Source organism: Streptomyces rubradiris (assembly GCF_016860525.1).
Taxonomy (GTDB): Bacteria; Actinomycetota; Actinomycetes; order Streptomycetales; family Streptomycetaceae; genus Streptomyces; species Streptomyces rubradiris.
The window spans coordinates 4,637,496-4,656,615 of sequence record NZ_BNEA01000015.1; the positions used below are offsets into that span (position 1 = coordinate 4,637,496).

At 75.2% G+C, this 19,120-nt stretch carries 17 protein-coding genes and 1 pseudogene; 10 read left to right on the forward strand and 8 right to left on the reverse strand.

Features of this window, described 5'->3' with window-relative positions; translation table 11 throughout:
- The first annotated feature begins 31 nt into the window (after positions 1-31).
- The 4 genes and pseudogenes from Srubr_RS33895 to Srubr_RS33910 form a co-directional block, all read left to right on the forward strand.
- Entirely contained in the window at positions 32-946 is a 915-nt protein-coding gene (locus Srubr_RS33895) for an SDR family oxidoreductase (protein WP_189992299.1), read from the forward strand.
- Positions 947-955: 9 nt separating this feature from the next.
- Positions 956-2,104 (forward strand): acyl-CoA dehydrogenase family protein, encoded by a 1,149-nt coding sequence (locus tag Srubr_RS33900; RefSeq protein ID WP_189992297.1) that lies wholly within the window; start codon positions 956-958, stop codon positions 2,102-2,104.
- On the forward strand, positions 2,104-3,153 hold the full coding sequence (locus tag Srubr_RS33905) for an alcohol dehydrogenase catalytic domain-containing protein (RefSeq protein WP_189992295.1): 1,050 nt from the start codon (positions 2,104-2,106) through the stop codon (positions 3,151-3,153). Before Srubr_RS33900 ends, Srubr_RS33905 begins: the two co-directional genes overlap by 1 nt.
- 234 nt (positions 3,154-3,387) lie before the next feature.
- Positions 3,388-4,188: pseudogene (locus Srubr_RS33910) on the forward strand (MFS transporter); the annotation flags it as partial.
- Between the two features lie 285 nt (positions 4,189-4,473).
- On the opposite strand, the gene Srubr_RS33915 reads toward Srubr_RS33910, so the two are convergent.
- Positions 4,474-5,523: a GlxA family transcriptional regulator gene (locus tag Srubr_RS33915; protein ID WP_189992294.1), complete on the reverse strand. Its 1,050-nt coding sequence runs from the start codon at positions 5,521-5,523 to the stop codon at positions 4,474-4,476.
- 71 nt (positions 5,524-5,594) lie between these two features.
- On the opposite strand from Srubr_RS33915, the gene Srubr_RS33920 reads away from it, so the two are divergent.
- Together Srubr_RS33920 and Srubr_RS33925 are read left to right on the forward strand one after the other, a co-directional pair.
- Entirely contained in the window at positions 5,595-6,899 is a 1,305-nt protein-coding gene (locus Srubr_RS33920; RefSeq protein ID WP_189992292.1) for an MFS transporter, read from the forward strand.
- Between the two features lie 100 nt (positions 6,900-6,999).
- Complete coding sequence (locus tag Srubr_RS33925; RefSeq protein ID WP_189992290.1) at positions 7,000-8,109, forward strand: methyltransferase; 1,110 nt, start codon at positions 7,000-7,002, stop codon at positions 8,107-8,109.
- A gap of 7 nt (positions 8,110-8,116) precedes the next feature.
- Here the strand turns inward: Srubr_RS33925 and Srubr_RS33930 are convergent, their stop codons facing one another.
- From Srubr_RS33930 to Srubr_RS33945, 4 genes are all read right to left on the reverse strand, one after another.
- Complete coding sequence (locus Srubr_RS33930) at positions 8,117-8,758, reverse strand: flavin reductase family protein (RefSeq protein WP_189992762.1); 642 nt, start codon at positions 8,756-8,758, stop codon at positions 8,117-8,119.
- Between the two features lie 40 nt (positions 8,759-8,798).
- Positions 8,799-9,713 carry an enoyl-CoA hydratase/isomerase family protein gene (locus Srubr_RS33935; RefSeq protein ID WP_189992288.1) on the reverse strand — a complete coding sequence of 305 codons (915 nt, stop codon included), beginning with the start codon at positions 9,711-9,713 and terminating at the stop codon, positions 8,799-8,801.
- Positions 9,704-11,923: an acetate--CoA ligase family protein gene (locus Srubr_RS33940; protein WP_189992286.1), complete on the reverse strand. Its 2,220-nt coding sequence runs from the start codon at positions 11,921-11,923 to the stop codon at positions 9,704-9,706. The genes Srubr_RS33935 and Srubr_RS33940 overlap by 10 nt, the downstream gene beginning before the upstream one ends.
- A 103-nt stretch (positions 11,924-12,026) precedes the next feature.
- Positions 12,027-13,325 (reverse strand): flavin-containing monooxygenase, encoded by a 1,299-nt coding sequence (locus Srubr_RS33945; RefSeq protein ID WP_189992284.1) that lies wholly within the window; start codon positions 13,323-13,325, stop codon positions 12,027-12,029.
- A gap of 181 nt (positions 13,326-13,506) precedes the next feature.
- Between Srubr_RS33945 and Srubr_RS33950 the strand changes: the two genes are divergently transcribed.
- Positions 13,507-13,956 (forward strand): DoxX family membrane protein, encoded by a 450-nt coding sequence (locus Srubr_RS33950; protein WP_189992282.1) that lies wholly within the window; start codon positions 13,507-13,509, stop codon positions 13,954-13,956.
- Positions 13,953-14,360: a Zn-ribbon domain-containing OB-fold protein gene (locus Srubr_RS33955; protein ID WP_189992760.1), complete on the forward strand. Its 408-nt coding sequence runs from the start codon at positions 13,953-13,955 to the stop codon at positions 14,358-14,360. Before Srubr_RS33950 ends, Srubr_RS33955 begins: the two co-directional genes overlap by 4 nt.
- Before the next feature lie 40 nt (positions 14,361-14,400).
- Here Srubr_RS33955 and Srubr_RS33960 read toward each other — a convergent pair whose 3' ends face one another.
- Both Srubr_RS33960 and Srubr_RS33965 read right to left on the reverse strand, forming a co-directional pair.
- Positions 14,401-15,069, reverse strand: coding sequence for a pyridoxine/pyridoxamine 5'-phosphate oxidase (locus Srubr_RS33960; protein ID WP_189992280.1), 669 nt, complete (start codon positions 15,067-15,069; stop codon positions 14,401-14,403).
- A 130-nt stretch (positions 15,070-15,199) separates the two neighbouring features.
- On the reverse strand, positions 15,200-16,372 hold the full coding sequence (locus tag Srubr_RS33965; protein ID WP_189992278.1) for a thiolase C-terminal domain-containing protein: 1,173 nt from the start codon (positions 16,370-16,372) through the stop codon (positions 15,200-15,202).
- A 75-nt stretch (positions 16,373-16,447) separates the two neighbouring features.
- On the opposite strand from Srubr_RS33965, the gene Srubr_RS33970 reads away from it, so the two are divergent.
- Positions 16,448-17,848: an acyl-CoA dehydrogenase family protein gene (locus Srubr_RS33970; protein ID WP_189992276.1), complete on the forward strand. Its 1,401-nt coding sequence runs from the start codon at positions 16,448-16,450 to the stop codon at positions 17,846-17,848.
- Complete coding sequence (locus tag Srubr_RS33975) at positions 17,848-18,414, forward strand: nitroreductase family deazaflavin-dependent oxidoreductase (protein WP_189992274.1); 567 nt, start codon at positions 17,848-17,850, stop codon at positions 18,412-18,414. Before Srubr_RS33970 ends, Srubr_RS33975 begins: the two co-directional genes overlap by 1 nt.
- Here Srubr_RS33975 and Srubr_RS33980 read toward each other — a convergent pair.
- Entirely contained in the window at positions 18,411-19,058 is a 648-nt protein-coding gene (locus Srubr_RS33980; protein WP_189992272.1) for a LysE family translocator, read from the reverse strand. The genes Srubr_RS33975 and Srubr_RS33980 overlap by 4 nt on opposite strands.
- Between the last annotated feature and the right edge of the window lie 62 nt (positions 19,059-19,120).

Sequence of the window (19,120 nt, forward strand, 5' to 3'; positions counted from 1 at the left end):
GACCGTCAGAAACCGCGGGAAGGGGCCGGGCGTGGGGAACTTCTTGGCAGGCAAGGTGGTCGCCGTGACCGGTGCCGGGCGCGGGATCGGCCGGGCGGTCGCGCTGGCGGCGGCGGCCGAGGGCGCGAAGGTCGTCATCAACGACTACGGCGTGGCGGTGGACGGCGCCTCGCCCACCAGCGAGGTCGCCGAGGCCGTCGTCAAGGAGATCGCGGCGGCGGGCGGCGAGGCCGTCGCGGTCGCCGACGACATCTCCACCATGGCCGGCGGACAGCGGGTCGTGGACACGGCCGTGGAGACCTACGGCCGCCTCGACGGAGCCGTGTGCGTGGCGGGCATCCTGCGGGAACGGATGCTGTTCAACATGACCGAGGAGGAGTGGGACCCGGTCCTCGCCACCCACCTGAAGGGCACGTTCACCGTGTTCCGGGCCGCCAGTGCCGTCATGCGCGGACAGCGCTCGGGCACCCTCGTCGGCTTCACCAGCGGCAACCACCAGGGCTCCGTCTCCCAGGCCAACTACAGCGCGGCCAAGGGCGGGATCATCTCGCTCGTGCGCAGCGCCGCGCTCGGCCTGCACAAGTACGGGGTGACCGCCAACGCGGTGGCGCCGGTGGCCCGTACCCGGATGTCGGCGGGCGTGCCCACGCGCCTGGCCGAACTGGGCGAGCCCGAGGACGTGGCCGCGCTGGTGGTGTACCTGCTGTCCGAGCGGGCCGCCGCCCAGGGCATCACCGGGCAGGTGTACACCGTGGCCGGGCCGAAGATCGCCGTGTGGGCCCAGCCCAGGGAATTGCGCGCCGCCTACGCCGAGGACGGTCACTGGACCCCGGAGCGCATCGCGGAGTTCCTGCCGGGGACGGTGGGCACCGACCCGATGCCGCTGCTGAACGAGGTGGCGGCCATGGAGCGGGCCGCGCGCGGCGGCGCGCGGCCCAACGCCTGAGGCGGCGGCATGGACTTCGACTTCGGCGCGCGGGACGAGGCGTTCCGCGCCGAGGCCCGCGCCTGGCTGACCGCCCACCGGGGCGCGGCCACGCGCGGCCGTGACTGGGAGCGGACGCTCGGCGCGGCCGGCTGGATCGGGCTCGGCTGGTCCGAGGCCGGGTACGGCAACCGCACCGCCACGCTCACCCAACAGGTCGTCTGGGCCGAGGAGTACGCCCGCTGCGGCGCCCCGCCGCGCTCCGGGCACATCGGCGAGAACCTGCTCGCCCCCACCCTCCTCGCGCACGGCGACACCGGGCAGAAGAGGCGGTTCCTGCCGCCCGTCGCCGCCGGCGAGGAACTGTGGTGCCAGGGCTACAGCGAACCCGGCGCCGGGTCGGACCTCGCCGGGGTGCGCACGGCAGCGGTCCGGGACGGGGCGTACTACCGGATCAGCGGGCAGAAGACCTGGACCTCGCTCGCCCACGAGGCCGACTGGTGCTTCGTGCTGGCCCGGACCGACCCGGGCTCGCGCCGCCACCACGGGCTGAGCTTCCTGCTCGTGCCCATGGACCAGCCCGGCCGGATCGAGGTGCGGCCCATCCGCCAGCTGACCGGCACCAGCGACTTCAACGAGGTCTTCTTCGACGGGGCACGCGCGCGCGTGGAGCACGTCGTCGGTGCGGAGGGCCAGGGCTGGCGGGTGGCGATGAGCCTGCTCGGGTTCGAACGCGGGGTGTCCACCCTGGCCCAGCAGATCGGCTTCGCCCGGGAGCTGGCCGAGGTCGTGGCCACGGCCGTCGAGACCGGGGCCGCGGCGGACCCCGTGCTGCGCGCCCGGCTGATACGGCAGTGGGCCGAGCTGCGCGCCATGCGGCTGCACGCCCTGCGCACCCTCGGCGGCCCGGGCGATCAGGGGGCGCCCAGCGTCGCCAAGCTGCTGTGGGCGAACTGGCACCAGAGGCTGGGCGAACTGGCGGTCCAGGTCAGGGGAGCGCGAGCGGCCGTCGGGCCCGCCGACTGGTCGGCCGGGGCGCCGTACGAGATCGACGCGGCCCAGCACCTGTTCCTGTTCAGCCGCGCCGACACCATCTACGGCGGCTCGGACCAGATCCAGCGCACCATCATCGCCGAGCGCGTGCTCGGCCTGCCGGCTGAGGCGAAGGGGGCCGTGTGATGCGCGCGGTGGTGTTCGACGGCAGCCGGACCGAGGTCGTCGGCGATCTCGCGGTCCGGGAACCCGGGCCGGGCGAGGTGCTGGTGGCGATCGCGGCGGCCGGGCTGTGCCACAGCGACCTGTCGGTGGTGGACGGCACCATTCCGTTCCCGGTGCCGGTGGTGCTGGGGCACGAGGGCGCCGGGATCGTGGAGGCGGTGGGCGCCGGAGTCGGCCATGTCGCCCCCGGTGACCACGTGGCCCTGTCCACGCTCGCCAACTGCGGCACCTGCCCGGACTGCGACCGGGGCCGGCCCACCATGTGCCGGCGGGCGATCGGACGCCCGGGCACCCCGTTCCGGCGGGGCACCGGCCCGGTGCACCAGTTCGCGGCGAGCTCCGCCTTCGCGGAACGTACGGTCGTCAAGGCCGTGCAGGCGGTGCGGATACCGCCGGACATCCCCCTGACGTCCGCCGCGCTGCTCGGGTGCGGGGTGCTCACCGGCGTCGGCGCGGTGCTGAACCGGGCCCGGGTGGAGCACGGGGACAGCGTGGTCGTCATCGGCGCGGGCGGGGTCGGGCTGAACGTCCTGCAGGGCGCGCGGCTCGCGGGCGCCGCCGCCGTCGTGGCCGTGGACGCCGACCCGGCCAAGGAGGCGGTGGCCCGGCGGTTCGGCGCCACCGAGTTCCTGACCTCGGCGGAGGACGTCCGGGACCTGCTGCCGACCGGAGCCGACCACGTCTTCGAGTGCGTCGGACGGGTGGAGCTGGTCGAGCGGGCCGTCGGCCTGCTCGACCGGCACGGCCAGGCCGTCCTGCTCGGCGTGCCGCCCGCCGGGGCCGAGGCGTCCTTCCCGGTCTCCGCCCTCTACCTGGACAAGTCGATCCTCGGCTGCCGCTACGGCTCCTCGCGCCCGCAACGGGACATCGCCCGCTACGCCGAGCTGTACCGCCAGGGCCACCTGCTGCTGGACGAACTCGTGACGGCCGTCCACCCGGTGGAGGACTTCGCCAAGGCCCGCACGGACGCGGAGGAGGGACGGGTGGCACGGGTGGTACTGACGTTCTGAGGCGGCCTTGCGGGGCGTCAGGTCGCGGAAGGGCAGTGCGCTTTGTGCGCGGACGCGAGGGCCGGACCGGACAATGGCGGAGCGGCCGGGCGGAGTTATCCACAGGCGCCGGAAATGGGGGAGGCGGTTGTCGGCGCCGCCCCCTACCGTCGAGGCATGAGCTACCGCGAAGTCGTTTCCCGGCGGGTCCTGACCTGGGCCCTGGTGGCCGTCGGCGCCCGGATGCCGGTGGCGATGGCCCCGCTGGCGCTGGTCTTCCTGGTCCGTGAGCGCCCCGGCGGCTACGCGCTGGGCGCGGCCCTGGCCGCCGCCTACGTCATCGGCGAGATCGTCGGTGCCCCGGTGCTCGGCATGCGCCTGGACCCCGGCCGGGCCCGCCCGCACCTGGCCGCGGGTCTGGTCGCGGGCGCCGTCGGCTTCGCCGGCCTCGGGGCGTTCGCGGCCGCGCCCGCCGCGCTGCTCGCCGCCTTCGCCTTCCTCGCCGGGGCCGGTCCCGCCGCGGTGCCCGGCGGGCTGCGAGCCCTGCTCACCTCCCTGGTCCCCCGGCACGCGGCGGCCCAGGCGCTGTCCGTCGAGTCGATGCTCACCTTCGGCGTCTGGGCCGTCTCCCCGGCCGCCGTCACCGGCCTCGCCCTCGGCGTCGGCCCCCGCCTGCCGCTGCTGCTCGAAGCCGCCCTGATGGCGGCCGCCGCGCTGGGCCTGTGGCTGCTGCCGGCGGGCTGGGCGGCGGAGCCGGACGGGGCCGGCGGGCGGGGCGCCTCGAAGCTGCGGGTGCTGGCCCGCGCCTGGCCGGTGTACGTCACGGGCGCGGCCGGGCTGTCCCTGCTGTCGCTGGCCGAACTGGTCCTGCCCGCCCTGCTCGAACAGCGCGGGATCGGCGTGGGCTGGGCGGGCCCGCTGCTGACGGTGATGTCGGTGGCCTCCGCCGCGGGCGCCTTCGCGTACGGGTTGCGGTCCTGGCCGGGCCGGCTCGCCACCCGCAGCGTGGTGCTGATGGCGGGCATGTCGGCCGCGGTGTGCCTGGTCGCCCTGATACCGGCGGCACCGGGCATGGCGGTGGCGCTGGCCGTGGCGGGACTGCTCCAGTCCGGAGCGCTGCTCACCCGCAACCTGTCCCTGCGCGAGGCGCTCCCGCCGCACGCCCTGGCGGCCGGCTACTCGGTCATGTACGCCGCCGTCGGCGCCGGGTACGCGGCCACCGGCTCGCTCGCCGGCGCCCTGCTGCCGCACACCACGCCCTCGACGGCGATCCTGGCGGGCGTGTCCCTGACCCTGCTGCTGACGGCGGTCGGGTGGTGGGGTGAGATACGCGTCGGCCGGTCAGCGCGGGGTGCCGGTGGCGGTGCCGGTGCCGGGGCCGGTGCGGACGGGGCGCTCGGTGCCGCCGGCGGTGCGGAAGGTGCGCCGGTAGGCGGTGGGGGTGACGCCCAGCGCGGCCTGTAGGTGCTGGCGCATCGACTGGGCCGTGCCGAAGCCGGACTCCCGGGCCACCTGGTCCATCGACAGCTCGGTGGACTCCAGCAGTTGCCGGGCCCGCTCCACGCGCTGCTGGGTGAGCCACTGGCCGGGGCTGATGCCGGCCTCCTCGCGGAAGCGCCGGGTGAAGGTGCGCACCGACATCGCCTCCTGTGCGGCCATGTCCCGCAGCTGGATCGGCTCGTGCAGCCGGCCGAGCGCCCAGGCGCGGGCGGTCGCCGTCGTCGCGAGCTGGGGATCGGGCACCGGGCGCTGCACGTACTGGGCCTGGCCGCCGTCGCGGTGGGGCGGTACGACCGTGATCCGGGCGACCTCGTTGGCGACCGCCGAACCGAAGTCGCGCCGGACCATGTGCAGGCACAGATCGATCCCGGCGGCCACCCCGGCCGAGGTCAGCACGTCGCCGTCGTCGATGAACAGCACGTTGGCGTCCACCTTGACCTTCGGGAACATCCGCTGGAACCGCTCGGCGTCGGCCCAGTGCGTGGTGGCCGGGCGGCCGTCCAGACGGCCGGCGGCGGCGAGGACGTAGGCGCCGGTGCATATGGAGGCGAGCCGGGTGCCGGGGCGGACATGGGAGAGGGCGATGGCGAGTTCGTCGGTGAGCCGGCCCTCCTCGTAGACCGGGCCCAGCTCGTACGAGGCCGGGATGATCACCGTGTCGGCGGTGGCCAGCGCCTGCGGGCCGTGCGGGACGTGGAGGGTGAAGTCGGCGTCCGTGTCGACCCGGCCGGGCGGGCGGACGGAGCAGGTGACGACCTCGTACAGGCGGCGCCGCAGCGCGTCCCGGGGCCGGCCGAAGATCCGGTGCGGGATGCCCAGTTCGAAGGGCAGCAGGCCGTCCAGAGCGAGGACGGCGACCCGGTGCGGGCGGAAATCCCCTTCGGAGGTCATGGCCCGATCCTAGCGAATGCTGTCCTTCGGGCCACTCGATGTGACAGGTGCGAAAAACGGAATCTCGTGACGTGACTCAGACAAGCCCAGCCGCCACCCCTGTCCAAGCCCCGCCCGCCCCGCGCCGCCGAGTGCACCGCGCCTGGTTCGTCGCCGCCGTCACCTTCGTCACGATCACGGGCGCGGCGGCCTTCCGTTCGCTGCCCGGTCTGCTCATCGACCCGCTGCACCAGGAGTTCGGCTGGTCGCGCGGCACGATCGGCGCGGCCGTCTCCATCAACCTGGCCCTGTACGGGCTGACCGCGCCGTTCGCCGCGGCTCTGATGGATCGTTTCGGCATCCGCCGGGTGGTCGCCGCCGCGCTCACCGTGATCGCGTTCGGCTCCCTGCTGACCGTGTGGATGACGGCCCCCTGGCAACTTCTGCTGTGCTGGGGACTGTTGGTGGGGCTGGGCACCGGGTCCATGGCGCTGGCGTTCGCCGCGACGGTCACCAACCGGTGGTTCACCGAGCGGCGCGGCCTGGTCAGCGGCATCCTCACCGCGGCTTCCGCCTCCGGCCAGTTGGTCTTCCTGCCGGTGCTGTCCTGGGTGGTGGAGGACCACGGCTGGCGGCCCGCCGCGGTCACGGTCGGGCTGACCGCGCTGGCCGTGGTCCCCCTGGTCTGGCTGCTGCTGCGCGACCACCCGGCCGACCTGGGCGAGAAGCCCTACGGGGCACGGGAGTTCGTGCCCAAGCCGCCGCCGGTCACCGGCGCCGCCCGCCGTACGCTCACCGTGCTGTCCGGCTCCGTGCGCACCGGCACCTTCTGGTTGCTGGCCGGCACCTTCGCGATCTGCGGTGCCTCCACCAACGGCCTGGTGCAGACCCACTTCGTGCCCGCCGAGCACGACCACGGCATGCCCGTGACGACGGCGGCCTCGCTGCTCGCGGTCATCGGCGTGTTCGACGTCGTCGGCACGATCGCCTCCGGCTGGTTCACCGACCGGTTCGAACCCCGCCGCCTGCTCGCCGTCTACTACGCCCTGCGCGGACTGTCCCTGCTCTTCCTGCCGATGCTGCTCGGCCCCTCCATAAAGCCGTCGATGATCTTCTTCATCATCTTCTACGGACTGGACTGGGTGGCCACCGTCCCGCCCACCCTCGCCCTGTGCCGCGAGCAGTTCGGCGAGGACAGCGCCATCGTCTTCGGCTGGGTGCTCGCCGCCCACCAGATCGGCGCGGCCCTCGTCGCCTACCTCGGCGGCGTCGCCCGGGACGTCTTCGGCTCCTACGACCTGGTCTGGTACGCCTCCGGCACGCTGTGCGCGGCGGCCGCCCTGATGTCCCTGGTCATACGGCGCACGGCCCCGGCCGTCGCGCCCGCCGTATCCTGAACGCACCAGCAGCGAAAGGAAAGTCCCGTGACACTCGGCATGGTCCTCTTCGACGTGTTCCTCGTGCCCGCCCACGCCGGAACACCCCGAGGAGCACACCGTGTCGAAGACCGACCGGACCACCGACGAACCCCTGCCCGCCCGCTGGCACTCTGAGAGCGGACTGCCCGCACCCCGCCGCCTGGTCGTCGCCGACGACCGTATCCGCGCCGCCACCGCCTACCGGCTCGCCTGCGAGGGCACCGCACTGCTGTGGCGGGGCGACTACCCGGGCGCGCGCCACCTGCTGCGCGCCCTGGAGCGCCGCGTCGACCGGACGGCGCCCGGTCCCGCCGCCGCGCCGGCCGAGACCTTCCGCCTCCAGCGCCGCTTCCGCGCGCACCGCGCCCGGGTACTGGGCCGGCTCACCGTCCTGCTGGAGCCGGACCACGGCCTGGACCTGCGCCGCGCCCCCGACGTCCGGGCCGCCTGCACCGCCGCCTACGGCCCGCCCGAGGGCCCGCGCCTGATCCCGCTGCGCGAACTGCTGGGCGTCCTGGGCGCCCACCAGTGGCGGGAGCGGGGCGTCGAGGTCCCCGCGCTGGGCGCCCGGGTCCACCCGCACTACGGCGTCTTCGCGCCGGTGCGCGGCGAGTACGTCGACCTGGTGGCGCGGGCCCCGCTGCCGCCCGTGCGCACCGCCTTCGACCTCGGCACCGGTACCGGTGTCCTCGCGGCCGTCCTGGCCCGGCGCGGGGTCGGCCGGGTGGTGGGCACGGACATCAGCCCCCGGGCCCGGGCCTGCGCCCGGGACACCGCGCACCGGCTGGGGCTGGCGGACCGCATCACGGTCACCGGCCCGGACCTCTACCCGCCCGGCCGGGCCGGTCTCGTCGTCTGCAACCCGCCCTGGCTGCCGGGCCGCCCCGTCTCCACGCTGGAGCAGGGCGTGTACGACCCGTCGGGCAGGATGCTGAGCGCCTTCCTGACGGGCCTGCCGGAGCGTCTGGAGCCGGCCGGGGAGGGCTGGCTGATCCTCTCCGACCTGGCCGAACACCTCGGTCTGCGCACCCGGGACGACCTGCTGACGGCGATCGAGGCGGCGGGGCTGCGGATCGCCGGCCGGATCGGCACCCGCCCGCGCCACCCCCGGGCGGCCGACCCGCGCGACCCGCTGCACGCGGCCCGCGCCGCCGAGGTCACGTCCCTGTGGCGGCTGGTGCCGCGCTGACCGGGGCTCAGTCGTCGGCGAGCCGGGCGAACCGGCCCCGGTGGAACAGCAGGGGCCGGTCCGTGCCGTCGGTGCCGAGGGCGGTCACCCGGCCGACGACGATGAGGTGGTCGCCCCCGGTGTGCACGGCGTGCACGGCGCAGTCGATCCAGGCGACGGCGCCGGCCAGCCGGGGCGCGCCGGAGACGGGCGCCGGGTCGTGGGCGACCCCGGCGAACTTGTCCGCGCCGCTCACCGCGAACGCCCGGCACAGCTCGTCCTGCCCGGCGCCGAGCACGTTGACGCAGAACACCCCGGCGCGGGCGATGCGCGGCCAGGTGGTGGAGGCGCGGCCGACCATGAAGCAGACCAGGGGCGGGTCGAGGGAGAGGGAGGCGAAGGACTGGCAGGCGAAACCGGCCGGTCCCGGACCGTCCCGCGTCTCCCGCGTCGCCGGGGCCGTGACGACCGTGACACCGCTGGCGAAGTTCCCCAGCACCCGGCGGAACTCCGCCGGGTCCACCGGGGCGCGCTCGTCCACCGGCGCCCGCCCGTCCTCCGATGCCCGCTCGTCCGCCGGGACGCACCGCAACCGCGGCCGGGCCGGCGGCTCCACCGGCCCGGGTCCCAGGTACCGCACGGCGGCCGCCGCCGCCCCCGCGTGACCCATCATTGCCTCATTGAAACTGACGGACCGTGAGATGGGAAGGTCAGCGGCCGTCGAAGTGCGGCGCCCGGCGCTCCGTGAACGCCCGCAGCCCCTCCCGGGCGTCCCGCGTCGTCATGTTGATCTCCTGGGCCCAGGACTCCGCGGCGAACGCGGCGGCGCGGCCGTCGTCCAGGGAGGCGTTCACCAGCTGCTTGGTCAGGGCCAGTGCCCGCGTCGGCCCCGAGGCCAGCCGGGCCGCCCACGCGCGGGCCGTCGCCGCCAGCTCGGCGTCCGGGACGACCAGGTTGACCAGGCCCAGCCGCTCGGCCCGTCCCGCGTCCACCGCGTCGCCGAAGAACATCAGCTCCTTCGCCCGGTGCGGGCCGGCCAGCCGGGGCAGCAGATAGGCGCCGCCGCCGTCCGGGACCAGGCCGCGCCGCACGAACACCTCGATGAACCGGGCCGACTCGGCGGCCAGCACCAGATCGCAGGCCAGGGCCAGATGCGCGCCGAGCCCGGCCGCCGTGCCGTTCACCGCCGCCAGGACCGGCTTCTCGCAGTCCAGCACGGCCGCGATCAGCCGCTGTGCGCCCAGCCGCAGCACCCGCGCCACATCCCCCACCACCCGCGCCCCGTCTCCCGGTGCCGCGGCCCCCGCTCCCTGCGCTCCGTCTCCCGGCACGGGCGTCGAGTCCTCCGCCGTCCGCGCTCCGTCCCCCGGCACCGGCGTCGAGCCCCCCGTCGCCCGCCCACCCGCACCGGCCCCGCCCCGCAGGTCCGCGCCCGCGCAGAAGCCGCGTCCGGTGCCGGTGAGCACCACCGCCCGTACCGCCGGATCGGCCGACGCCCGGGCCAGCAGCCCGATCAGCCGCTCCCGCATGTCCGGGGTGAGGGCGTTCAGCGCCTCGGGGCGGTCCAGGGTGAGGTACGAGACCCCGTCGCACACCTCGTGCCGCACGTCGCCCGTCACCGGCACACCACCAGCGCGTCCAGCGCCACCGCGCCCTGCCCCCGGTCCAGCACCATCAGCGGGTTGATGTCCAGCTCGGCCAGGTGCGAGCCCAGCTCCAGGGCCATCCGCTGGACCCGCAGGACGACCTCCACCAGCGCGTCCACATCGGCCGGCGGGCGGCCCCGCACCCCGCCCAGCAGGGCCCGGCCGCGCAGCTCGTCCAGCATGGCGCGGGCCTGCTCCTCGCCGAAGGGCGGGACGCGGACCGCCGTGTCGCGCAGCACCTCCACCAGGATGCCGCCGAGCCCGGCCGTCACCGTCGGCCCGAACAGCTCGTCGTGGGTGACGCCGACCATCATCTCCACGCCCCGCTCGATCATCTGGCACACCAGGACGCCGTCCAGCCCGACGTCCTCGTAGCGGGCGATGTCGGTCAGCTCCCGGTAGGCGTCGCGGACCTGGCTCGCCGAGGTCAGGCCGATCTTCACCAGGCCCAGCTCGGTCTTGTGCGCGATCCGCGCGCCGGAGGCCTTCATCACCACCGGGTAGCCCACCTGCCCGGCCGCCCGCACGGCCGCCGCCGCGCTGGTCACGAGCTGCTCGCGCGGCACCCGGATGCCGTAGGCCCGCAGCAGCTGCTTGGCCGCGTGCTCGCTGAGCCGGGCGCCCGGCCGCAGCAGTGCCTCCGCCTTGCGGAACGAGGGGGAGGGGGTGCGCGGGGCCGTGTCGAACGGGGAGCGGTAGCCGCCGGTGAAGCGGTGGTGGTCCAGCCAGGCGCGGACGGCGCGCAGACAGTTGCCGACCGTGCGGAAGGTGGCCACGCGGGAGGAGCCGAGCAGCACCTCCCGGTACGCCGGCTCGGTCCCGGCCGGTGACCCCCACACCACGCACACCAGCTTGTCGGTCTCCTCGGCGGCGTCGGCCAGGTCGCGCACCAGCCGGTCGCTGAGCGGCGGGAAGGGGCCGGTGACCGGGCAGACCAGCACCCCGACGGCCGGGTCGGCGAGCAGCGCGTCGATGATCTTCCGGCCTCGCTCGTCGCCCACCGGGTGGCCGCCGTTGTCCACCGGGTTGGCCACGTTCAGGTAGTCCGGTATCCACTGGTGCAGCTCGGCCTGTTTCTCCGCCGACAGCGTCGGCAGCCGCAGCCCCGCGCCGGTGGCGAGGTCGGCGACGTGCGCTCCGGTGCCGCCCGAGATGGAGTAGACGACCACCCCGTCCGATCGCGGCGGCCGGGCCCGGGCCAGCAGCGCGGCGGTGTCCTGGAGTTCGTCCAGGGCGTCGACACGGATCACGCCGTACTGCCGCAGGGCCGCGTCCACCACGTCGTCGGCGCCGGTGAGCTTGCCGGTGTGCGAGGCGGCGGTGCGGGCGCCGGCCTCGGTCCGGCCCACCTTCACGGCGACCACCGGCACCCCGCGCCGGGCGGCCCGGTCGGCGGCCAGCAGGAAGGCTCGGCCGTCCTTGAGCCCCTCCAGATAGCAGGCGATCGCGCCGACCTCGGGCCGCTCGGCGAACCAGGACAGGAAGTCGGCGGTCTCCAGGTCGGCCTCGTTGCCGGTGGGCGCCCAGTGGGAGAGCCGGATGCCCAGTTCCTGGAGGGCGAAGACGGGCCGGCCCTGGTGCCCGGACTGGGTGATCAGCGCGATGGCGGGCCCGGTCAGGTCCTCCCGGAACCGTTCGAAGGCGTTGAGGTTGGTGTTGGGGCCGAGCAGCCGCACCCCGGCGTCCCGTGCCGCCTCGGCGAGGCGTTCCTGGGCCTCGGCGCCGGCCTGCCCGGTCTCGGCGAACCCGGAGGCGAAGACGACCACGAACCGCGCCTTGGCATCGGCGAGTTCACCGATCACCGGCAGCGGGTCGGCGACCAGCAGCACGGCCAGGTCGACCGGTTCGGGCAGCCGGGCGACGGAGGGGACGCAGGGCAGGCCGAAGACGGACCCGCGGGTCGGGTGCACCGGGTGCACCCGGGCCCCGACCCGGCCGGCCCAGTCGAGCAGTTGCCGGGTGATGCCGGTGTTGGGCCGCCCCTCGGCGTCGGAGGCCCCGATCACGGCGACGGACCCGGGCCGGAAGAACCGGGCGAGGTCGGGTACGTCCGCGTGCAGCGGGCGTCCGCTGACGTCGAGGTCCGCCACCCGGTCGTGGACGGCGGGGCCGGGCCGCTGCTCACCGCAGGCGATGACCCGGGCCTGGCGGGAGTCGGTGGTGAGGGTGCCGTGGGTCGATCCGAGCATCGTTCCGCCCGCCTCCCTGTGAGACAGCACTAACTGACGCTGTGTCAGGTTACTGAACTGACGAGGAGTCAGGAATGGCCCGGGAGGCAAAGTTACCGGCGGGCTACTTCGGCTTTTTCACGGTCGGCTTGACGACTGGCTTCACGACCGCCTTCGCGGCCGGCTTCACGACCGCCTTCGCGGCCGGCGTACCGGCAGATGTCTCCACCGCCTTCGCCGCCGTCGTCCCGGCGGACTTCTCCACCGCCTTCGCGATCCGTCCCGCGTCGATCGCCAGCTCCCGCAGCATCCCGCTGATCGGGTTGGTGAACCCGGTGAAGTACAGGCCGGGCGCCCGCGGGGAGGTGCGGCCGCCGTGCACCACCGGCCGGCCGCGCCCGTCCAGCACCCCCAGGTGTCCGACAAGACCCTCCAGCGCGCGGACGTACCCGGTGGCCGCGATCACCGCGTCCGGCGTGATCCGGCTGCCGTCGGCGAGGACCACCGCGTCGCCCTCGAACGCCTCCACGGCGGCCACGACCTCCACCCTGCCCGTACGGACGGCGTCGACCAGGCCGACGTCCTGCACCGGGATCGCGCCCTGCTTCACCCTGCTGTACAGGCCGGTGTCCGGGCGCGGCAGCCCGTGCGCGGACAGGTCGGGAGTGCTCAGCCGCCCCACGGGCCCCGCGAGCCGGTCCACCAGCCGCACCGGCAGCCGCCGGACGAGGACGCCGGTGTACTGGGCGGGCCAGCCGAGGGTGGAGCGGCGCAGGATGTGCGGGGGCGTGCGCACCGCCAGGCGCACCCGCGCGGCCCCGCCCTCCGCCAGGTCCACGGCGATCTCCGCGCCCGTGTTGCCGACGCCGACGACGAGCACGTCCCGCCCCCGGTAGGGAGTGGCGTCGCGGTACCGGGCGGCGTGCAGCAGTTCCCCGGCGTACTCCGTGCTGCCCGGCCAGTCGGGCAGCCGCGGGGTGTGGTTGAAGCCGGTGGCGACGACCACCGCGCTGCCGGTCAGCTCCCGCCCCCCGGAGGCGCGCAGCAGCCACCCGGCGCCGTCCGCGGTCCGCTCCACGCGGTGCACCTCGACCCCGGTGACGATCTCCAGCCGGTGGTGTTCGGCGTACTTCTCCAGGTAGCGCACCACGTTGTCCCGGGACACCCACCGCCCGAACCTGCGGGGCATCGGCAGGCCGGGCAGCGCGGACAGCCGCCGGGTGGTGTGCAGCCGCAGCCGGTCGTAGTGGCCGCGCCAGGAGGCGCCGACCCGGTCGGACTTCTCCAGGACCACGGCCCGCACGCCCCGCTCCCGCAGCTCCCGGGCGACGGCCAGGCCGCCCGGTCCGGCGCCGATCACATAGACCGGAGGGTCGGCGGGGACCGGCGGACGGGGGACGTCGGCGGGGTGGGAGGCGGCCATGAGCGGGAGCGTAACCACCCACCCGGTTGATGGGTCTCGGTCAAGCCCGGAATTGGTTGCGGATTGATCACGGGTGTACGGGAAGGGGGCGCCGGATGTGAACGAACCGGCCCCGCAAGACCGTTGGAGCGGGCCGACTCGCGGGTGGGCATCCTCAGCGGTCTGACGTACCGTCAGATTCATGGACTCGATATGGCTCGACGGCGCGCAGTGGCTCGCGGTGCTGCGGATCGGTCTCGGCCTGTGGTGGCTGGAGAGCTGGCGGCACAAGGACAAGAAGGCGTGGTTCGAGCGGGGCAGCGGCATCGCCTGGGCCGCGGACGTGGCGGCGAGACACCGCTGGGCGCCGGTCCGAGCGGGCTTCGAGACGGTGGTGGGTCCCCGCCCGAAGCTGATGGCCTACGTCGTCGCCTACGCCGAACTGGCCCTGGGACTCGGCCTGATCACCGGGTTCCTGACCCCGGCCGCCCTGATCGGCGGCCTGCTGCTGAACGCCGTCTACTTCGTGCTGATGATCCACGACTGGGCGGAACAGGGCCAGAACTCGATGATGGCCCTGATCTCCGCCGTCGGCCTCTTCGGCGTGTCCTGGCAGACCTGGTCGCTCGACGCGGCGCTGGGGTGGCTGTGACGACCGGCCCGCGCCCCGACCTGCCCGAGCCCGACGCCCTCACCCGCCCCTACTGGGAAGCGGCGGCGCGGGGCCGGCTGCTGATCCGCCGCTGCGGGGTCTGCGGCCGGGCCCACCACTACCCCCGGGAGTTCTGCCCGCACTGCTGGAGCGAGGAGGTGACCTGGGAGGACGCGGCCGGCCGGGCCACCCTCTACACCTGGTCCGCCGTCCACCACAACGACCTCCCGCCGTTCACCGCCCGGACCCCCTACCTGGCCGCGGTGGTCGACCTGGCCGAGGGCCCCCGGATGATGACGGAACTGGTGGACTGCCCACCGGACGCGGTACGGGCCGGGATGCCGCTGACGGTGACCTTCCGGGAGGGCATTCCGGTGTTCCGGCCGGCGGTGCCACCGCTCTGACGGAGCACGCGCGCCCATCGGTCGCTGGGACGCGGGCCCCTCACGGCCACAACAGCGCCCGGCTCCAGCCGAACCCGGTGCTGCGGTACTCCAGGCGTACGTGCCGCCGCTGCGGGTCGCCCTGGAAGAACTCCACGGTCTGCGGGCGCAGCCGGTACAGCGTCCAGGTCGGCGACGGCTCCGCCGGGTTCTCCCGGGCCCGCTCCCAGGCCGCCTCGGAGGCCCGGTGCAGCTCCGTGAGCGAGTCCAGTTCCTCGCTCTGCCGGCCGGTGAGCGCGGCGGCCAGCGCGCCCGTGGACCGCGCGTGCAGGTCGGCCTGGCTCTCCTCGGCCGGCGCGGCGGCGACCGGTCCGCGCAGCCGTACCTGGCGGCCCAGCACCGGCCAGTAGAAGGCGAGGGCCGCATGCGGCCGGGCGGCCAGCGCACGGCCCTTGCGGCTGGTGGCGTGCGTGGCGAACGACCAGCCGTCCGCGTCGGCACCGTGCAGCATCACGATCCGCACGTCCGGCAGGCCCTCCTCGTCCGAGGTCGCCAGCGACATGGTGTGCGGCTCCGGCTGCCCCGCCGCCACCGCGTCGGCGAACCAGTCCGTGAACAGGGCGAGCGGGGTGGGCGGGGCGGTGTCCGGGTCGAACGGCGGCAGCCGGGTGACCTCGGGGTCCCAGACCCGCAGCGAGCGGAGCAGTTCGTGAAGATCGTACTGTGCCATGGGGGGAGTATCACCGCCGGTGCCGCGCCCAGTCCCGCAGGCACCGGTGGACCGCCTCACAGTCCCGTGCTCCCCCCGACTGGCACCACCGTCCCCTGCTCACTCCCGGCCCGGCACCACTGTCCCGTGCTCACTCGCGGCCCAGCACCACCGTCCCCGAGGAGCAGAACCAGCCGCCGGTGCCCGAGGCCACGCCCAGCCGGGGCAGGGCGCCGTCCCGGGCCCGCACCTGGCGCTCCCCGGCCTCGCCGCGCAGTTGCCGTACCGCCTCCACCAGCAGGAACAGTCCCCGCATCCCGGGGTGCTGGGCCGCCAGGCCGCCCCCGTCGGTGTTCACCGGCAGCTCCCCGCCCCGTACCCGCAGCCGGCCCCCCGCCACGAAGGCACCGCCCTCGCCCTTGGCGCAGAAGCCCAGGTCCTCCAGGGTCACCAGGGTCATGTAGGTGAAGGCGTCGTAGATCTCCGCGAAGTCGATCTCCGCCGGTCCGACCCCCGCCCGCGCGAAGGCCAGGCGCCCGCTGACCGCCGCCGGGGAGAGGGTGAAGTCCGGCCACTCGGACATGGTGGCGTGGGAGACGTGCTCGCCGGTGCCGAGGACCCACACCGGGGCGGTGCGGCAGTCCCGTACGTACTCCTCGGCCGCCAGCAGCACCGCCGCGCCGCCGTCCGAGCGCAGGCAGCAGTGGAGCCGGGTGAAGGGATCGGCGATCAGCGGGCCGGACAGCACGTCGTCGACCGTGACCGGGTCGCGGAACATCGCCTCCGGGTTCAGGGCCGCGTTCGCCCGCGCCTGCACCGCCACCTCGGCCAGCTGCTCGACCGTCGTGCCGTACTCGATCATGTGCCGGCGGGCCGCCATCGCGTACTTGGCGATCAGCGTGTGGCCGTACGGTGCCTCGAACTGGAGCGGGCCGCGGGCACCGAAGGACAGCGTGCCGGTACGCCGGCCCGCCTTGATGTCCGCCCGCGCCGTCGAGCCGTACACCAGCAGCACCGCCCGGGCGTGGCCCGCCGCGATCGCGTCCGCCGCGTGCGCCGCCATCACCTCCCAGGTGGCGCCGCCGACCGAGGTGGAGTCCACCCAGGTGGGGCGCAGGCCCAGGTACTCGGCGACCTCCACCGGCGCCAGCGTGCCGAGGCCCGCCGAGGCGAAGCCGTCCACCCGGGCGCGGTCCAGACCGGCGTCCGCGAGGGCCCGGCGGGCCGCCTGGGCGTGCAGGGCGTACGGCGTGGCGTCGTCCAGCCGCCCGCAGTCGGCGAGGGCCGCGCCGACCACCGCCACCCTCCGGCTCCCGTGGCTCATGAGCGGACTCCTCCCTCTGGGCTTCTCGCCGCGACCCACCTAATATGACGCCCCGTCAGATGAGGAGGGAAGGCCATGGACACGCGCCTCACCGCCGAGCAGCAGGAGATCCGCCGGACCCTGAGGGAGCTGCTGGGCGACCGCTGCGGTCCGGCCGCGGTCCGGGCCGCCGTCGACTCCCCGTCCGGCTACGACCCTCAGCTGTGGTCCGCCCTCGCCGACGGCCTCGGCCTGCCCGGCCTCGCCCTCCCGGAGGTCTGCGGCGGTGTCGGCTGCTCGGTCACCGAACTGGCCCTGGCCTGCGAGGAGACGGGCCGGGCGCTCGCCCCCTCCCCGCTCCTCGCCACCTGTGTCCTCGCCGCCCCGCTGATCCTCGCCCTCGGCACCGACGCCCAGCGCGCGGAGTTGCTGCCGCGCCTCGCCACCGGCTCCCTCACCGCCGCCCTCGCCGTCGCCGGGCCCGCCCTCGCCACCGCCCTGGACCTGACCGGCGCCAACGACGGCTACCGTGCGGGCGGCGGCCGGGCCGGCGGGGTGCAGGCGCGGCGCGCGGGCGGCGGCTGGCGGCTGTACGGCGAGGTGGCACAGGTACTGGACGGGCACAGCGCGGGGCTGCTGCTCGTCGCCGCGCACACCGGGGGTTTCGCCCGCTCGCGCACCCTGCTGTTCCTGGTGCCGGCCGGGACGACGGGCCTGACCCGGACCCGGCAGACCGCGTTGGACGCCACCCGGCCGCAAGGTCGCGTCCAACTACGCGACGTGCCGGCCGAGTTGCTGGGCTCCGAGGAGACCGACGTGCTCCCCGCCCTCGCCGCGACGGGGGACACCGTGGCCGCCGTCCTCGCCGCCGAGGCCGTCGGGGCGGCCGGCCGGGTGCTGGAGCGGACCGTGGAACACGCCTGTCAGCGCAGGCAGTTCGGGCGGCCCATCGGCTCGTTCCAGGCCGTCAAACACCGGCTGGCGGACGTGTACGTGGCCGTGGAGGCGGCGCGTTCCACCGCGTACCACGCCGCGTGGGCGGCGGCCCGCGGTCCGGGCGCGGGCGGCCTCGCCCTCGCCCAGTGCCTTCAGGCCCTGCGGCACGCCGCCGCCGAGGCCGTCCAGCTGCACGGCGGCATCGGCTTCACCTGGGAACACGACGCCCACCTCTACTTCAAACGAGCGGCCGCCGACGAACTCCTCTTCGGACCGCCCCACCGCCTGCGCGCCCGGGCGGCCGAGAGGGAGGGGTTGTTCACGGGGGGCGAGGGGGCGGGGTTGTTCATGAGCGGTGAGGGGACGGGCTTGCTCATGGGCGGTGGGGGAGCGGGGTCGCGCGTGGGGGGAGGGGCCGCTGGTGCGTGGGTGGGCGGTGCGGTGGTGGGGACGCCTTCGGCTGGTGGGGCGGCGGGCGCGGGTGCGGTCGGGATGCCGGGGAGGTGGCAGCCGGACGGCCTGCCCGCGGGGCCCTGCGCGGGCGGCGAGGTGGTCGTCTGATGGCCCGCGCCACCGGCCCCGAGCCCCGCGCCACCGGCCCCGAGCCACTCGCCCAGCGTGAACGACCCCTCGGTCTCCGCCTCGTCCAGCAGGTGTCCTCCACCCGGCTCTTCGCCAAGGCGGCCCCCCGGGTGATCCCCGCCCTCGACCGGGCCGTGCACCGGCTCACCGGGGGCCGGGTGCTGCTCAGTGCGCGGATGCTGCCGGGGGTGATCCTCACCTCCACCGGTGCGCGCAGCGGACTGCCCCGCCGCACCCCGCTGGCCTGCGTACCGGAGGCGGACGGCGGCTGGCTGCTGATCGGCTCCAACTTCGGCCGCCCCGCCCACCCCGCCTGGACCCGCAACCTCCTCACCCACCCCGACGCGACGGTCAACTGGCGGGGCCGGGACATCCCGGTCACGGCCCGCCTCCTCACCGGAGCGGAACGCATGGCGGCCTGGCAGGCGGCCCTCGCCCTCTGGCCGCCGTACGCGGTGTACCAGTCCCGGGTGGAGCGGGAGATCCGCCTCTTCCGGCTGACCCCGCGTGTGCCGGGAGCGGCCGTCGAGGCACGGGAACGCTAGAGCGTCGCCAGCCGTTCCACCAGCAGGAACGCTCCGATGCCCAGCATCGCCGCGCCCGACGTGCGGGTCACCGCGCGGGCCGCCGCCGGGCGGGCCGCGAGGAGGGCGCGGGCGAGGGCACCGACGGTGAGGTAGACGGCCGCGCAGCAGGCCATGTGGAGCAGGCCGAGCACCGCCGTCTGTGCCGGGACGGGGAGGTGCGCACCGCGCAGGGTGAGGAACTGGGGGAGCACGGAGAGATAGAGGAGCAGGCCCTTGGGGTTGAGACCGCTGATCGTCGCACCGCGCAGGAAGGGGCGGGCGTCGGTCGCCGGTGCCGCGCCCGCATCCGTCCGGGCGGATGCCGGTCCCGTCGCCCCGGGCACCGCCGGCCGGCGCAGCACTCCCCAGCCCAGCCACAGCAGGTAGCCCGCGCCCGCCACCGTCACGGCCGTCAGCAGGCCGGGGGAGCCGGCCACCAGGACCGCCAGGCCCGCTGTGGCCAGGGCGGTGTGGAGGGCGTAGCCGCAGACCAGACCCGCCACCGCGCGCGGTATCCGGCCGCCGCGCAGGGCGGTCGTGATGACGTACGCCCAGTCGGCGCCCGGTACGCACACCAGCAGCAGGTCCACGGCGAGGAAGGAGAAGAGCAGTCCCGAGTCCATGTCGGGCACATTAGGCGCGAATTACCCGAAAGTGTTTCCGAAGTTTGCTCGTGATCACGAGT

What these genes read in the sequence shown, in the direction of transcription:
- Srubr_RS33900 (WP_189992297.1), top strand. Translation starts at nt 956, where the DNA reads ATGGACTTCGACTTCGGCGCGCGGGACGAGGCGTTCCGCGCCGAGGCC.
- Srubr_RS33905 (WP_189992295.1), top strand. Translation starts at nt 2,104, where the DNA reads ATGCGCGCGGTGGTGTTCGACGGCAGCCGGACCGAGGTCGTCGGCGAT.
- Srubr_RS33915 (WP_189992294.1), bottom strand. Translation starts at nt 5,523, where the DNA reads ATGACCTCCGAAGGGGATTTCCGCCCGCACCGGGTCGCCGTCCTCGCT.
- Srubr_RS33930 (WP_189992762.1), bottom strand. Translation starts at nt 8,758, where the DNA reads ATGGGTCACGCGGGGGCGGCGGCGGCCGCCGTGCGGTACCTGGGACCC.
- Srubr_RS33940 (WP_189992286.1), bottom strand. Translation starts at nt 11,923, where the DNA reads ATGCTCGGATCGACCCACGGCACCCTCACCACCGACTCCCGCCAGGCC.
- Srubr_RS33945 (WP_189992284.1), bottom strand. Translation starts at nt 13,325, where the DNA reads ATGGCCGCCTCCCACCCCGCCGACGTCCCCCGTCCGCCGGTCCCCGCC.
- Srubr_RS33950 (WP_189992282.1), top strand. Translation starts at nt 13,507, where the DNA reads ATGGACTCGATATGGCTCGACGGCGCGCAGTGGCTCGCGGTGCTGCGG.
- Srubr_RS33960 (WP_189992280.1), bottom strand. Translation starts at nt 15,069, where the DNA reads ATGGCACAGTACGATCTTCACGAACTGCTCCGCTCGCTGCGGGTCTGG.
- Srubr_RS33965 (WP_189992278.1), bottom strand. Translation starts at nt 16,372, where the DNA reads ATGAGCCACGGGAGCCGGAGGGTGGCGGTGGTCGGCGCGGCCCTCGCC.
- Srubr_RS33970 (WP_189992276.1), top strand. Translation starts at nt 16,448, where the DNA reads ATGGACACGCGCCTCACCGCCGAGCAGCAGGAGATCCGCCGGACCCTG.
- Srubr_RS33975 (WP_189992274.1), top strand. Translation starts at nt 17,848, where the DNA reads ATGGCCCGCGCCACCGGCCCCGAGCCCCGCGCCACCGGCCCCGAGCCA.
- Srubr_RS33980 (WP_189992272.1), bottom strand. Translation starts at nt 19,058, where the DNA reads ATGGACTCGGGACTGCTCTTCTCCTTCCTCGCCGTGGACCTGCTGCTG.